Below are 13,318 nucleotides of genomic sequence, written 5' to 3' on the forward strand. Positions count from 1 at the left end.
GGGGAGGGCACTGCACAGGCCCAGTGCTCGCTCGCTCGCACCGGGCCCATGCCGCACCCAGGAAGAGCCCGCGCCGGAAGTCTGCGCGGGAGTCGGCCTCGTGGGTGCAGCCGCACCGGGTCGACTCGGTGACGCCGGCGGCTGGGGCCGCGGCGAAGTCCTGACGAGGGGTCGACGCGGAGTCCCGTGATTAGCCGGACCCAAGGCTGGCTGGACGGTGGCAGAGGTTCGGGCCCAGTCGGTCACGGTCGACGCGGTGAGGAGAGCGGCTTGGCGCGGTTGGGACTAATCCGACATCTGAGTAATGCGCAGACAAACGCAGAGGGCGGCTCGGGCGGGGTCTATAACAAACATCGGAGCCTTCCTGTCGGGCCACGCGGGGAAATTCCCAGGTCGGCGCTTATGGTCCTGAGACGACGAGACACCCGCCACCACGAAAGGTGACGGGTGTCCGTGCGGGGTGTGCTCCTAATCGCTCACAGCGACCAATGCGGGCCGCTGGTTCTCGACACTCTCAGCAGCCTTGATCCAGCCGCCAATCGTCGATTTCGCCCGACCGACCTCGTCGGCGATCTTCTGCCGTGACAGGCCGGCCGCATCGAGCGCCAGGACGTGGGCGAGATCGTCGGCGTCCGCGGTGACCGACGTGGTCGCCAACACCCGCTCGGCCACCGCCGACCAGTCGGTCGAGGCGTCGGTCGCCAAGCCCCCAGGTCGGTCGACCGGCGACTCGCCCAGCCGATCGGGCCTCTCGGCCACCGGCCTGTCGGGCCGACCGACCGAGTCGTTCGGCTGATCGATCGAGCGAGCGGCCTGATCAGGGGTGGTCGGGCGTTCGGTCGGTCGATGGACGGGCACCTCGATCGAGGTCATCTCGCCCTGCTCGGTCAGCTCCGCCGGACGCAAGTTAGGCACCGGGTCGAGTTCGTCAGCTCGGCCGACCGACTCGACCGACGGCAGTCGGTCGGCTCGCACTCGCTCGCTCGCCGTCAGCACGAGCGTGGTGCAGACGACGATCGCGACGTCGAGCATGACCGGGACGAGCCAGGCCAACTCGGTCCGAACCTTCGCCATCTCCGCGACCGCGTGAAGTGCGTCGAACGAGAGCGCGAACGCGGCCGCCGCGATGACCCCCGCGCCGACGAGGCCCACCCAGCGGGCCCGGCCGGCTGGCAGCCGCGTGGTCGCCGCAGCGACCACCTCGGTCACCAGGAGCAAGGCGACTGGCGGGATCATGTGCGCCGCAGCCGCCCAGCCCGGAGGCAGGGAACCGTCGACTGGTGAGGGTGCCGCTCGGTAGGCGTAGACGGCATTACCGACGACGGACAAGACCGAGAAGAAGGCCAGGGCCGCCGCATAGAGGCCACGGCCGTAGGTCTCGGTCGGAGTGGTCATTGACTAGCCTCCTGCCGCTTGCGCCACGCCTCGTAGGCGCGGTAATCGGTCGCCGGCGGCATCGGGAGTCCGATGACGTGTGCCGCGTGCTCGGCGAAGGCCCTCGGATTACGCGGGCGAAGGTCGCGCAGGGCCTCCAGTGCGACCCCGCCGAGCCACTGGAGGCCGGGCTCGCCGTTGTGGCCGAGCAGCACGAGGTACTCCGCGACCGCCGCCAACAGCGCATCAAGAGTCGCCACAGCGTCGATCTCGGCTTCGCTGCGGTACCCGGACAGGTCGCGGGGAGGTCGGGCCCGCCAGCCGTCGATCCATGCGACCCACTGTGCAGGAGTGCGAACGCGAGTGGTCATGCCGCCACCTCCTTCTTGATCAACTTGATGCGCTCCGGCCGGAACCCCGACCAGTGTTCGTCGCCGACCACCACGACCGGCGCCTGCTGGTAGCCCAGCGACCTGATGTAGTCACGGGCCTCGTCGTCCTGGCTGATGTCGACGACGGTGTAGTTCAGGTTGGACTTGTCGAGGGCGCGCTTCGTGGCCAGGCACGGGCCGCAACCGGGCTGCGTGTAGACGGTGATCACGCTGCACCTCCGAGCCGCGCATCGAGGGGGACACCGGGCAACTGGCGCGTCAATCGACCCATCAGGGCATCCGCCCATGCCGCCTGGCGTGAGGTCATGCCGCGCCGCCGGTTGAACATCGACATCAAGAACTCGAACTCGCGGCTATCGATCAAGCCTCGATCGTGCAGCATCGACAATCGGCGCCGGGAGAGGTCGGCGAGCCCGAGCACACCGCAGGCCGCGATCGTGCGCTTGAGTCCCGCGAGGTCGGCGAACGCGGTCGCCGCCGACGACATCGTCGGGTCGTCGAAATGCGCGATGCAGTCGCTCCCGACGGGGTGCAGTGAGGAGCCAGTCCTGTCGTCCACGATGGTGTACAGGTAGCGCAGGCCGGTCTGCCCACACACGCAGACGCCGCGGGCGTCCTCGTCCTCGTCCATGCCGATCACGCGCCACGACAGCCGGGCGGCGTCCCACGCGAGCCCGCTCGCCGCTTCGACGGCGCGAACCAGGGGAATGCGAATCCTGCACCCCGTCGCGGTGTCGGTCATGATCTCGGGGGCATCGGTGTTGGTGTCAAAGTTGTTCATCTCTCGGTCCTCCGTAGGTAGGTAGGTGAATTGGTTCGTTCGTCCGTTCCATTCGGCGTCATCCAGCAGCAGCGCCACCCCCTGGCGGGCCGTGCCAAGCGCACTCGGAGTCACCGCATCGAGCCAGTTCGCGGTGGGCGCGGGCCACCTCGGGCCAACCGGGTTTCTCGCCGCGATAGCAGTCAGCCCAGTCCAGGCCGGGATCTCCCGCCTCGGCCAGAACAGGAATGTCGTTGACGACGAACTGCAGCGCGCCGAGGATCTGGTCCCGCGCCTCGTCGACGCGGCCGGCCGGGACGCTGAAGACCAGTTCGTCGTGGACGACGGCGCGCAGCCGGGGGACCAGCCACTCCGGCAGGCGCAGGAGGCCCTCCATCATCAGGTCCCGCGCGGTGCCCTGGCCGAGGAACGCCGGAGCCTGGGTGTACTCCATGCCCGGCTTCACACGCACCCGACGTCCGAAAGCGGTCACGAGCACCTGGCCATGAGCTTCCTCGCGCACGGCGGTCTTCCACGCGGCGAGCTTCGGGAACTTAATCTCCAGCACCGCGAGCTGGCGTTCAGCTTCATCGATGTCGATGCCTGCGTATCGCGCCAGCCCGGAGGGCCCCATGCCGTAGTTTGTGGCATGGCTGATCGCCTTCGCGTCTCCTCGGCGCGGATGGTGCCCTGTCGTCCGGTCCCACCCGTCCTCGCCGAAGACAGCTGCGGCCATCTCGTCATGCAAGTCCTTGCCGGGCGCGAACAGCGCGGCATAGGCGGGATCGCCACAGTGCAGTGCGACTGCGCGACCGTCGATCGCTGACAGGTCCACCGGCAGCAGCACATTATCTTCGTCGGGCAGCAGGAGAGCCCGCTCGACGATGTTCGCCCGATCCCTCTTTCCCATCACCGTGAGACCGGGCCTGGTCACGGAGATCCGTCCGGTGGCCTGGCGGGCGTCGATCTCCGGGTGCACCCGACCGTCCGGCCCGACGTGGTCGAGGACCGTCTGCGCTGTCGTCCGTTCACCGTTGAGCGCCCGCAGCGTTCGGCACAGTTCGACCAGACCAGGATTCCCAGCGTGCGCGGCCTCCAGTTCGTCCAGTGCGTCCTTGCCAGTAGCCAGAGCGCCCTTGGCGGTACGCGGCGGCTCGACACCGACGTCGGCGAAAGCCTTCTCCAGCGCCTCGATCCCGACTCTGGTGCGCTGAGGGGCCTTGCCCGTCAGCGGCAGACCGTACCGGCAGTGCAGTTCGCTCTTGCGCGCATCCACGCGAGATGCCTGTTCCACCACCATCCGCTCGGCGAGCTCGAAGTCGACTCGAAAGCCGTTCCGCGAGATCGCGTTCAGACGGTGGAGGACGTGGTGCTCCCGCCGTACGTAGTCATCGACGACGAGGTTTTGGGCGAGCAGGCGCACCAGTTCCACGTCCTGAGTCAGGTATCGGATGTACCCGGGGTGATCGACCGGGATACGGTCGTAACCGTCCTCCACGTCACCGCGGCCGTACTCGCGTGCGAGAGCCTTGAGCACCGAACCGCCGTCATCGACAACCTTGCCGTCGCCCAAGACCCGTCGTGACAGCGCATCGAGACCGTACCGACGCTCATCGACCTTGCCGCTCAGCGACGGATCGTTCTGACGAGCGACCACCAGCGTGTCGACGACCCTGCCCTCAGCCACCATGCCGTCCAGGTCGAGGCCGTGATAGGCGGCCAGGGCCGGAAGATCGAAGGCCAAGATGTTGTGCCCCACAGCAATCGTGTCCGGCTCGCGCAGCAAACCGACGAGTTCGTCCACGTCGGTGGTGATGACCACTGGACCCGCGTCCACCGCGTAGCCGACTAGCCAGACGCGAAACCGGTCCGCGCCGTGCCACAGGCGGGACGCCGACGACGTTTCCAGATCCAGGTACACCATGCGCATCACAGGTCCACCTCGCCCAGCTCAGCGATCGTCATTCCGGTGATCGGCGGCATCGCCCGGGGAGCGTCGTGACGGAAGCCCTTGCGATCGGTGTAGCCGATGGTCTCGCCGGCTTCCGCCCCTGCGGCCGGCCGCGGGCCGGGGGCCGGGGGGACGGAGACAGCGGGGGAACTCGACGCCGGGGCGGACGTCGGTGCAGGACCCAGCTCGTCGATGACGAAGGCCTTGCCGCCACCGTGCATCTTTCCGTCGGCACGGACCCGCAGGTTGCCGTACCAACTCCGGTGCGCGCCATAGTATTTCGAGAGCTTCTGCGCGGTGAGGTCATCCCACTCCCAGCCGTACGGCGGCATCGCCACCTCGCCATCGATACGGGCCCTCATCAGCACGTCCCGGGCGGCGAACCGGGTACCCGGCGGGAACCCGTCGGCAAGCCATTCCAGGTGCATCCGGTTATCCACGGCCTCCGAATCCGACGCCTCGCGCACCGCCATGACGTTGCCAAGGAAGTCCTTGAATCCGGCGAGGTGCATGATCCCGCCGACGATCCGCTGCCACTCGGTGAACGACGCGAACCCGAAGCTGCGCGGCGCCTCCGGCTGCCCACGGTCGTACCAGGCACAGATCAGGGTCAGCAGCGCGCCCAGGTACTCGCGGCGGTGCGCAGGCACGTGGTTGTCCAGGTTGTACCGGAAGTTGCTGCGATTCTTCAGATCCGGCCGGTCCGAGTCGAGCTGGATCGGCACCACACGCCGCGCCATGTCCGCAGGAATCTGCACGTTGTTGCCGAGGGCCCACCAGACAGCACCGTTCGGGAGCGAGAGGGACTGCGACTTGCCGAGTTCACGGCTCCGGTAGGTGCGGGCCGTCAGGGCGGCCCGCAGAGCGCCGGAATCGAGCTTGCACCGCCCGGATTCGGCGTCCTGGACCTCGTCGAGAGCGATGAGCTGCTCACCGGCCAGCAGGTCTGCCGTGATCCGCTTGTCGACCTCCGCATTGGAATCAGGGATCGGCATCATTGGCGCGTTTTCGCCGGTCAGGAGCAGCATGTTCGTCTCGACCAGAATATTCTTGCCCGCACCGGGCTCCAGGCCGTCCGTCACGAACAGTGGCGACGGTCCGGTGGCTGCGCGCACGGGACCCGTCATCAGGGCGGCGATCGCGTTGGTTTGGTCCGCAACGGTCTTGAAGACCCAACCGTCGTAGCCACCCTCGCCGTCCATCGCGAAGAGATCGAGCAACAGAGCGCGAGCGGCAACGATGTCACCGTCGGTCGGGTGCTCCGGCACCTCCATGCCGACGATGTCATCCGACAAATCGACGATGACCCCGGTGGCCTCGTCGTAGCCGTTGGTGGTCGCGATCGTGCCGTCGGGCCGCACGATCGGCGACCGCGAAATGCCGGCCAGCGGCGGAAACTCGTCGGGGTGATCGGCGACCAAACCCAGCAGCACCCCCGGGACGGGGACGTTTACCGGCCGGAGGCCACCGTCCCCATCGGGGACCATTCGGTACGGCGCCGCGACGTCGAGGATCTCGCGCTGCAGACCGTCCGACTCCAGGTCACCGGCGCGTAGCGCGTCGGTGTCGTCACGCAAGACGCGAACGATCTGGCGGTCGCGGCGGAAGAGCCGCGTGCCGCCCGACTCGCGGGCCAGCACGTCGACGAGGTCGAGCGACAGTTGACGCGGGTCTCCGCTGGTGTCGAAACCGGGACGCCCGTCGGACTGAGCGGCACGCTTCACCGAATCCTTCTTGGCGACAGCGGACCTCAACCGGGCCAACTCCCGCTTGTTCAAGTCGGCCGGCTTGGGCTTGGCCGACTTCACCCACGACTCCATCAACCCGGTTCGTCGGCACTCCGGGACGCGGGCGAGCAGGTCGTCGACGCCGTCCTTGCCCGCACCCGGCAGCCTGGCGAAGCGCACCGAGGCCGCGCCGTACCCTGCACAAGCCTCTCCCAGTGCCACCGCGCCGTCAAAGACTCTCGGATTCGTCTTCGCGTCGGAATCGGGGATGACGACGACATCCTGGCCGGCGACCACCGCCAGGCGCGGCGTAGGCGTCCCGGGACCACCGTGCTCATCAGCGACACGCCAACCCCAGATGCCGGAGATCCGGTAGATCGTCCAGTCGGCAGGAGCCCAGACTGCAGCGGAGAGGGCCTGCTTCGTCCCCTCCACGATGAGGATCACCTCGGGGCTCGCGACCTCGCGCACCACCGTCAGCTTCGGCGGATTGTGGTCGCGGGACGGTGAGATGTACTTGCGGTCGCCGATCTTGGTGGCCGGCTTGACTTGCCAGGTCGGGGAGCGGTCGACAGCCTCCGCACCGGTGAACACCAGCGCGGGCAGGACGACGTCGTCACCGTGCCGGTCGACGAGGTACCGAGCTTGCTCGGGCAGGTCGTCGACGACGTAGGCGGTGTATACGCCGCCAGACAGAGCGAAGGACTCGGGGATCGCCGAGGCAGCCAGCTCTGCGGCATGTTCGGACGAAAGGGTGGCGGAAACGGACTTGGGTCCGTTACTATCGGCACCAGGAGCCGCGTCCCCAGCAGTTTCCTCATGAACCCCGCCCTGGCCGGCGGGGTTTTCTTGTGCGCTCATGCAGCCGCACCCCCTGCCAAGATGCGGGCGACCTCCGCGGCCTGTGCAGGGGCGAGTGCCGGCGCTTCGGCGGCGACCCTCTCGGCCCACTCACGCAGGTCGGGCGCGAGCCCGGACGACGCGGGGGTGGCCGGACGACGGCGTCGCTCCAGCCAATCGGCGAAATCCTCGGGAGTGACGCGATACTCGCCGCCAACCATCGTCGCCCGCAGCAGGTCGGCGCGGATAGCCCGCACCATCGTGGCCTTGCAGGGGACGTCGTCGAGCGCGGCGTAATAGGAGAGAGGGCGCCCCGCGGATGCGGTGGCGGACAGAGCAGACGCCAAGACGGCGTCGGGAACGGGTGCGACGGGCACCGGGACCTCCAAAGACAGAGGCATCACGCAGATGCGACCTATCTCTGTTCGGCACCCAATCGGACCGATCTGCGGTCCCGCCTACTCAGAATGAGAGTCCGCCGCGGTCGCTCTAAACCGCTGTCGCTTCTCTCGCCCTCGGCTAGCCGCCGTGGCAGGGGCCTTGCTCTGCACCGGAGTTATCAGCGCTACCGGCACTCGGCGCGGGGTGGGCAGTCCCCTTGGCGTAGTTACCCCTTGCGGGGCGGGACTCCTTGGGGAAGCCCCGAATCAGATTCCACGGGAAGCGTCCCGCTCTTGGCCGGAGGCGACCCCCTCCGGGTCCAGACTCGGCGCTGGATTGCCTCGGCGACCCGCGCTGTCGGATCGCCAGATACTACGCTAACAGGTGTCGACATCTGTTGCAACCCAGTACTGTTCGTGACAGGCCGCCACTTATCCCGCCGGATTCGAGCCACGAGCGGTGAGATGGTGAGCGTGCGGTGAGTAACGCTCATCGCATGCTCACCAAGACCCGAAGACGCACCTTCGCAGTTCACAGCGTTGCGAAAGCCGGTTCGGGCGGTGGTGGTGAGATGGTGAGCATGGTTGGGCGCTCCTGCCTGACGCAGCGTGTGTGCGCGTCATTCTTCTTCGTGGCGCATGTGGCACGGCAGGAAATGACGCGCACACACCAACTCTCCCTCTGGAACTGAAAACAAGCTCACCATCTCACCGAAGTGATAATCCTACCTGGTCAGGTGTGGTTTCTTCTGGTGAGATACCCTGTTTTGCATGCTCACCGATAGCTCACCATCTCACCGGTAGCTCACCATCTCACTGAATGTCCCGACTCCAACGGCGTCGAAAGCACCCGACTCGCTTCGGCGGTTGCGTTCCGCTGTCCCGAGCCAGATTCTGTCGACGCCGTGTGATGAGTCGCAGCGTCTATGGGCCGTTCTGGGAATCTTCACCCGTCGCTCGTACGGCTCCTGCGAGAGTCCGTTACCTGCGTAAACGCCTTGCGTTTGTCGCGTGTCGGCGTCCCCTATGGTCGCAGTCACTATCAACGCTATGTTAAGAGCGAGTTCCTGCGCACTCTGGTGCTGGCGCTGGTCACCACCCACGCCCCGGACGAACTCAACCTGGTGCTCGTCGACTTCAAGGGCGGGGCCACCTTCGGCGAACTCGGCCGGGTGCGGCACGTGGCCGCCCTGATCACCAACCTGGAACAGGAACTGTCCATGGTCGACCGGATGGCCGACGCACTCTCCGGCGAACTGCACCGCCGTCAGGAACTGCTGCGGGCGGCGGGCAACTTCGCCAACGTCTCCGACTATGAGCGCGCCCGCGAAGCCGGGGCGCCGCTGCCGCCGCTGCCGGCCCTGTTCATCGTGGTCGACGAGTTCTCCGAACTGCTGGCGCAGAAACCGGAGTTCGCCGAACTCTTCGTCGCCATCGGCCGGCTGGGCCGATCCCTGCACATCCATCTGCTGTTGGCCTCGCAACGACTCGAGGAGGGGAGGCTGCGCGGCCTGGACTCGCATCTGTCCTACCGGATCGGGCTGAAGACGTTCTCGGCCAACGAATCCCGCACCGTCCTGGGGGTGCCGGACGCCTACCACCTGCCCAGTACGCCCGGGGCGGCCTATCTCAAATGCGATTCCGGGCCGCCGCGCCGGTTCCGGACCTGCTTCGTCTCCGGGCCGTACCTGCCCGACGCCGCACCGGCGGCGGCCGCGGCGGCCGCGGCCGGCTACACCGGTCTGCTGCACTTCTCCGCGCTGCCGGTGCCCGTTCCCGACGATCGGCCGGAACCGGCTGCGGGACCCGGCCCCGCACCCTCGGTGCCCACCCTGCTCGAGACGGTGGTCGCGCGGGTGGCAGGGTGCGGCAGCGCGCCGCACCCGGTGTGGCTGCCGCCGCTGGAGCCGGCCATCACCCTGGACGCGGTGCTGCCTGCCGACGCCGGTGAACGCGGCGACCTGCGCCTGCCCGTCGGGGTGGTGGACCGGCCCTACGATCAGCGCCGAGACACGCTGTGGCTGGACCTGGCCGGCGCTGCCGGGCACGCCGCGGTCGTCGGCGGACCGCAGTCGGGCAAGTCGACGGCGCTGCGCACGCTGATCTGCGCGGCCGCGGTCACCCACAGTCCGGAGCAGGCCGCCTTCTACTGCCTGGACTTCGGCGGCGGCACGCTCGGCGCACTGGCCGGACTCCCGCACGTGGCCGGTGTGGCGGGCAAGGGGCGGCCGGAGGCGGTGCGCCGCACCGTCGCCGAGGTGACCACCGTGCTCGCACACCGCGAGCAGTACTTCGCGCTGGCCGGTCTGGAATCGATCCGCCAGTACCGGGCCGAGCGCAGCGCCGGCCGGCACCCGGACCAGTCCCTCGGCGACGTCTTCCTGGTGATCGACGGCCTGGCGACGCTGCGCGCCGACTTCGAGGAGCTCGAGGAACGGGTGCACGCCATCGCGGCGACCGGAATCGCCTACGGCGTGCACGTAGTGATCACCGCCAACCGCTGGGCCGAGATCCGGCCGATGCTCAAAGACCTGATCGGCACCCGGCTCGAACTCCGGCTCGGCGACGCCCTCGATTCGGAGATGGGCCGCAAAGCCGCCGCAACGGTTCCGGCCGACCGGCCCGGGCGCGGCCTGACCGCCGAGCAGCGTCATCTGCTCGTCGCTCTGCCGCGGACCGACGGCATCGCCGATCCGGAGACGTCTCCGGCGGGCACCGCCGCCGTCGTCGAGGCGTGCGCCCGCCGCTACCGCGACCGGGAGGTGCCGCCGGTGCGGCTGCTCGACGCCCAGGTGACCGCCGAGCAGCTCGACACTCTGGTCTCCGCGCTGCCGGAGCCGCCTGCGGCGCACCGGATCCCGATCGGCGTGCGGGAATCCGACCTGTCCGTGCTGGAGATGGACTTCACCGCCGAACCGCACCTGCTGATCTTCGGGGACTCCGCCTCCGGAAAGACGCAGACACTGCGCAGCCTGATCACCGGGCTGATCGACGGCAGCGACCCGGCGCAGACCGCGGTGGTGCTGGTGGACTACCGGCGGACGCTCCTCGGCGTGGTGCCCGACGAGTACCTCGCCGGGTACACGAGCGCCTCACACACCACCGCGCCGATGGCGGCCCAGCTGGCGCAGTACTTCACCGATCGGCTCCCCGGTGAGGAGGTCACCGCCGAACAGCTCGCCGCCCGGTCCTGGTGGACCGGTCCCACCGTCTTCCTGGTGATCGACGACTACGACCTGGTGGTGACCAGCCAGGGCAATCCGCTGGCGCCGCTGGTCGAGCTGCTCGGCCACGCCCGGGACGTGGGTCTGCGGGTGATCCTCTCCCGCCGCTCGGGCGGTGCCGGCCGGGCGCTCTACGATCCGGTGATCGCCCGGCTGCGGGATCTGTCCTGCGACGTGCTGCTGCACTCGGGCGATCCCGACGAGGGCTACATCGTCGGCCGCCACCGGCTGCAGCCGCTGCCCGCGGGCCGGGCCGCGTACATCTCGCGCAGCCGGGGTACCGAGCTGGTGCAGGTGGTCCGACGATGACGGCCGTGGTGGACCTGCGCTACGCGGCCGCCCTGGCCGGCATCGACCGCCCGGACGCGCACGAGCGGCTGTGCGGTGCACTCACCGCCCGGCCGCTGCCGCCCGGCCCGCTGATCGTGGGCCTGCCGAGCACCTGGGGCGGTCCGCGGACCGCGCGACTGGTCGCCGCCCTCGCCGCCTGCGGAGCCGCCGCCACCCCGGTGCCGCGGGCGGTGCTGATCGCGGCCTCTCACACCGACGCCGCCGTGCAGTGCTGCGCGGTGGTCGAGACCGTCCTGCTCCCGGCGGCGGGCGATCGGTGGAGCGTGCAACTGGTCCGGCGCCGCGCCGACGGCTGGACCGTCGCCGACTGCGCCGTGGTGGCCGCCGGTGACGCGACCGGGATGCGCGCCGTGCTCGACGGCGCCGACCTGGTGATCGTCGCCGGTCCGGACATCGCCGCCGAGAACCTGCCGGCCGCGGTGCGTGCGGCGGCCGGAACGGTGCGCGTGGCCGCCGAGGAACCGGCTCTGACCGTCGCCCACGGCGCCCGGTGCCGCCCGCGCCTGCCGCCGGCACCCGGTCCGGCCCCGCCGCCGCATCGCCGCGGCACCGGCACCGCAGTGCGGCTCGCCACCGCGGCGGCGGCACTGACCGTGATCGTGACCGGCGTGGGACTGCTCGCCGGCCGGGACGGTCCGCCGGCCCCGGACTGGACGGTCACCGCGGTCGGTCCCGCACGCTTCGAGGTTCCCGGTCACTGGCGGCGAACGGAACTGCCGGCCGGCGGGCACTCCGGGGAAGCGGGGGAGTCCGGGGACGGCGGGGGCAGGCGCACGGTCTTCGCCGACCGCGACGACGGCCGGCGCATCGTCGCAGTGGTCACCCGGCTGCGCCGCGGCTCGGACCGCGGCAGCGTCGCCGATTCGCTCGCGCAGCGCATCGGGCAGCGCGGCGACGACGTGGTGGTCGAGTTCGCCGCCGCAGGCAACTATGCGGGGAGGGAGGTGATCAGCTACCGGGAGGCCCCGGTGTCCGGGCCGGCGGTGCGCTGGTACGTGATCGTCGACGCCGACGTGCAGGTCTCGCTGGGCTGCCAGGACGGCACCGGGGAGGCGGGCATCGACCCGCCCTGCCGCCGGGCCGTCGGATCGGTGCGGGTGGCGCCGGCCTGAGGCCGCCGCGGGTGGACTACAGGGTCGCGGAGATCTCCACGGTCACCTCGTCGGCCACCTTCAAGGCGCCCATCATCTGCGAATACGGTTTGATCCCGAACTCGGACTGGATCACCGCCGATTCGCAGCGGAAGGCGTCGCCGTCGGCGGTCACCGTCAGCGGATGACTGCGGGTGACCCCGTGCACGGTCAACTCGCCGGAGACCGTGTAGCGGTCGCCGTCGCGCTCGACTCCGCTCGAGACATAGGTGATCTGCGGATACTTCCCGGCGTCGAAGGCCTTGAGGGCGTTCTTACGGGCCAGCGCCTTCTCGGCGCCGCCCATCGGGGTGAGGCCGCCCTCGCCCGCGATCACGTCGAGCGAGTCCACGTCGACGGTCAGCGTGACGGCGCTCGGGTGGCCGTCGTCGACGGTGACCTGCGCCTGCCAGGAGGTCACGGCGATGGTCAGCCGGTGACCGGTGCGTGCGGCCTTGCCGGTCACGCCGGTGCGGATGAGCAGTTCGCCGGAGCCTGCGGTGACGGTCTGCGTGTCGGTCATAGCCGCCAGCCTACGGTGTGAGCGCGTCTGCGCCGGGCCGTTTTGACCTGCGCCGATCGACGCGCGTACGCTTGACCGCTGGTGCTTGGCATCGTCGTGCCCGCTTCGGCGGCGTCGGCGATCACCACAGCCCCGGGTCCCCACCGGTCGCCGGGAGCAGCTGTGCCGAGCATTGGACCGGCAATCACGACGAACAGTGAGGACTACTGTGCCTACCTACACCCCGAAGGCCGGTGATGTCACCCGTACGTGGCACATCATCGATGCCACCGACGTGGTGCTCGGCCGCCTCGCCGTGCAGAGCGCCAACCTGCTCCGCGGCAAGCACAAGCCGACCTTCGCCCCGCATGTGGACGGCGGCGACTACGTCATCATCATCAACGCTGAGAAGGTCGCCGTCAGCGGCAACAAGCTGACCGACAAGAAGCTGTACCGCCACTCGGGTCACCCGGGCGGCCTGAAGTCCCGCTCCGTGGGCGAGCTGCTGGAGACCAAGCCCGAGCGCGTCGTCGAGTCGGCCGTCAAGGGCATGCTGCCCAAGAACAAGCTCGGCAACCAGATCGCCTCGAAGCTGAAGGTGTACGCCGGCCCGAATCATCCGCACGCGGCCCAGAAGCCCGTCCCCTTCGAGATCAAGCAGGTGGCCCAGTGACCAACGAGAACGTG

Annotated in this window: 11 protein-coding genes and 1 pseudogene; 4 read left to right on the top strand and 8 right to left on the bottom strand. The window is 69.3% G+C overall.

The genetic code is table 11. The features are described 5' to 3' along the window. Nucleotides 1-468 precede the first annotated feature (468 nt). From ACJMNC_RS13600 to ACJMNC_RS13630, 7 genes are read right to left on the bottom strand one after another with little or no spacing between them, the layout of a single operon-like run. Nucleotides 469-1,395, bottom strand: coding sequence for a DUF2637 domain-containing protein (locus ACJMNC_RS13600; protein ID WP_408948493.1), 927 nt, complete (start codon nt 1,393-1,395; stop codon nt 469-471). Beyond that, entirely contained in the window at nt 1,392-1,745 is a 354-nt protein-coding gene (locus ACJMNC_RS13605) for a hypothetical protein (RefSeq protein ID WP_408948494.1), read from the bottom strand. Before ACJMNC_RS13605 ends, ACJMNC_RS13600 begins: the two co-directional genes overlap by 4 nt. Beyond that, nucleotides 1,742-1,975, bottom strand: a complete 234-nt coding sequence (locus ACJMNC_RS13610) for a glutaredoxin family protein (RefSeq protein ID WP_408948495.1) — start codon at nt 1,973-1,975, stop codon at nt 1,742-1,744. The genes ACJMNC_RS13605 and ACJMNC_RS13610 overlap by 4 nt, the downstream gene beginning before the upstream one ends. Next, the gene (locus ACJMNC_RS13615) at nt 1,972-2,625 is read right to left on the bottom strand and encodes a hypothetical protein (protein WP_408948496.1); all 654 of its coding nucleotides are present in this window, start codon (nt 2,623-2,625) and stop codon (nt 1,972-1,974) included. The genes ACJMNC_RS13610 and ACJMNC_RS13615 overlap by 4 nt, the downstream gene beginning before the upstream one ends. Then, entirely contained in the window at nt 2,606-4,456 is a 1,851-nt protein-coding gene (locus ACJMNC_RS13620) for a DNA polymerase (protein ID WP_408948497.1), read from the bottom strand. The genes ACJMNC_RS13615 and ACJMNC_RS13620 overlap by 20 nt, the downstream gene beginning before the upstream one ends. Then, the gene (locus ACJMNC_RS13625) at nt 4,456-7,065 is read right to left on the bottom strand and encodes a hypothetical protein (RefSeq protein ID WP_408948498.1); all 2,610 of its coding nucleotides are present in this window, start codon (nt 7,063-7,065) and stop codon (nt 4,456-4,458) included. The genes ACJMNC_RS13620 and ACJMNC_RS13625 overlap by 1 nt, the downstream gene beginning before the upstream one ends. Then, entirely contained in the window at nt 7,062-7,421 is a 360-nt protein-coding gene (locus tag ACJMNC_RS13630; protein WP_408948499.1) for a helix-turn-helix domain-containing protein, read from the bottom strand. Before ACJMNC_RS13630 ends, ACJMNC_RS13625 begins: the two co-directional genes overlap by 4 nt. A 500-nt stretch (nt 7,422-7,921) precedes the next feature. On the opposite strand from ACJMNC_RS13630, the gene ACJMNC_RS13635 reads away from it, so the two are divergent. The 3 genes and pseudogenes from ACJMNC_RS13635 (at nt 7,922) to ACJMNC_RS13645 (ending at nt 12,111) form a co-directional block, all read left to right on the top strand. After that, nucleotides 7,922-8,116 (top strand): hypothetical protein, encoded by a 195-nt coding sequence (locus ACJMNC_RS13635; RefSeq protein ID WP_408948500.1) that lies wholly within the window; start codon nt 7,922-7,924, stop codon nt 8,114-8,116. Nucleotides 8,117-8,479: 363 nt separating this feature from the next. Continuing rightward, nucleotides 8,480-10,957 (top strand): annotated as a pseudogene (gene eccCb, locus ACJMNC_RS13640) (type VII secretion protein EccCb); the annotation flags it as partial. Beyond that, on the top strand, nt 10,954-12,111 hold the full coding sequence (locus ACJMNC_RS13645) for a type VII secretion-associated protein (protein WP_408948501.1): 1,158 nt from the start codon (nt 10,954-10,956) through the stop codon (nt 12,109-12,111). The pseudogene eccCb and the gene ACJMNC_RS13645, both read left to right, overlap by 4 nt. 16 nt (nt 12,112-12,127) lie before the next feature. Here ACJMNC_RS13645 and ACJMNC_RS13650 read toward each other — a convergent pair whose 3' ends face one another. Further along, the gene (locus tag ACJMNC_RS13650; RefSeq protein WP_408948502.1) at nt 12,128-12,652 is read right to left on the bottom strand and encodes a YceI family protein; all 525 of its coding nucleotides are present in this window, start codon (nt 12,650-12,652) and stop codon (nt 12,128-12,130) included. 208 nt (nt 12,653-12,860) lie between these two features. On the opposite strand from ACJMNC_RS13650, the gene rplM reads away from it, so the two are divergent. Continuing rightward, a complete protein-coding gene (gene rplM, locus ACJMNC_RS13655) occupies nt 12,861-13,304 on the top strand; it encodes a 50S ribosomal protein L13 (RefSeq protein WP_408948503.1) in 444 nt (147 codons plus the stop codon). The last annotated feature ends 14 nt before the right edge of the window (nt 13,305-13,318 follow it).

This window comes from Gordonia sp. VNK21 (assembly GCF_046098115.1).
In the GTDB taxonomy this organism is placed as follows: Bacteria; Actinomycetota; Actinomycetes; order Mycobacteriales; family Mycobacteriaceae; genus Gordonia.

Coding starts and splice junctions, on each gene's coding strand:
- ACJMNC_RS13600 (WP_408948493.1), bottom strand. CDS start 1,395: ATGACCACTCCGACCGAGACCTACGGCCGTGGCCTCTATGCGGCGGCC.
- ACJMNC_RS13605 (WP_408948494.1), bottom strand. CDS start 1,745: ATGACCACTCGCGTTCGCACTCCTGCACAGTGGGTCGCATGGATCGAC.
- ACJMNC_RS13620 (WP_408948497.1), bottom strand. CDS start 4,456: ATGCGCATGGTGTACCTGGATCTGGAAACGTCGTCGGCGTCCCGCCTG.
- ACJMNC_RS13625 (WP_408948498.1), bottom strand. CDS start 7,065: ATGAGCGCACAAGAAAACCCCGCCGGCCAGGGCGGGGTTCATGAGGAA.
- ACJMNC_RS13635 (WP_408948500.1), top strand. CDS start 7,922: ATGCTCACCAAGACCCGAAGACGCACCTTCGCAGTTCACAGCGTTGCG.
- ACJMNC_RS13645 (WP_408948501.1), top strand. CDS start 10,954: ATGACGGCCGTGGTGGACCTGCGCTACGCGGCCGCCCTGGCCGGCATC.
- ACJMNC_RS13650 (WP_408948502.1), bottom strand. CDS start 12,652: ATGACCGACACGCAGACCGTCACCGCAGGCTCCGGCGAACTGCTCATC.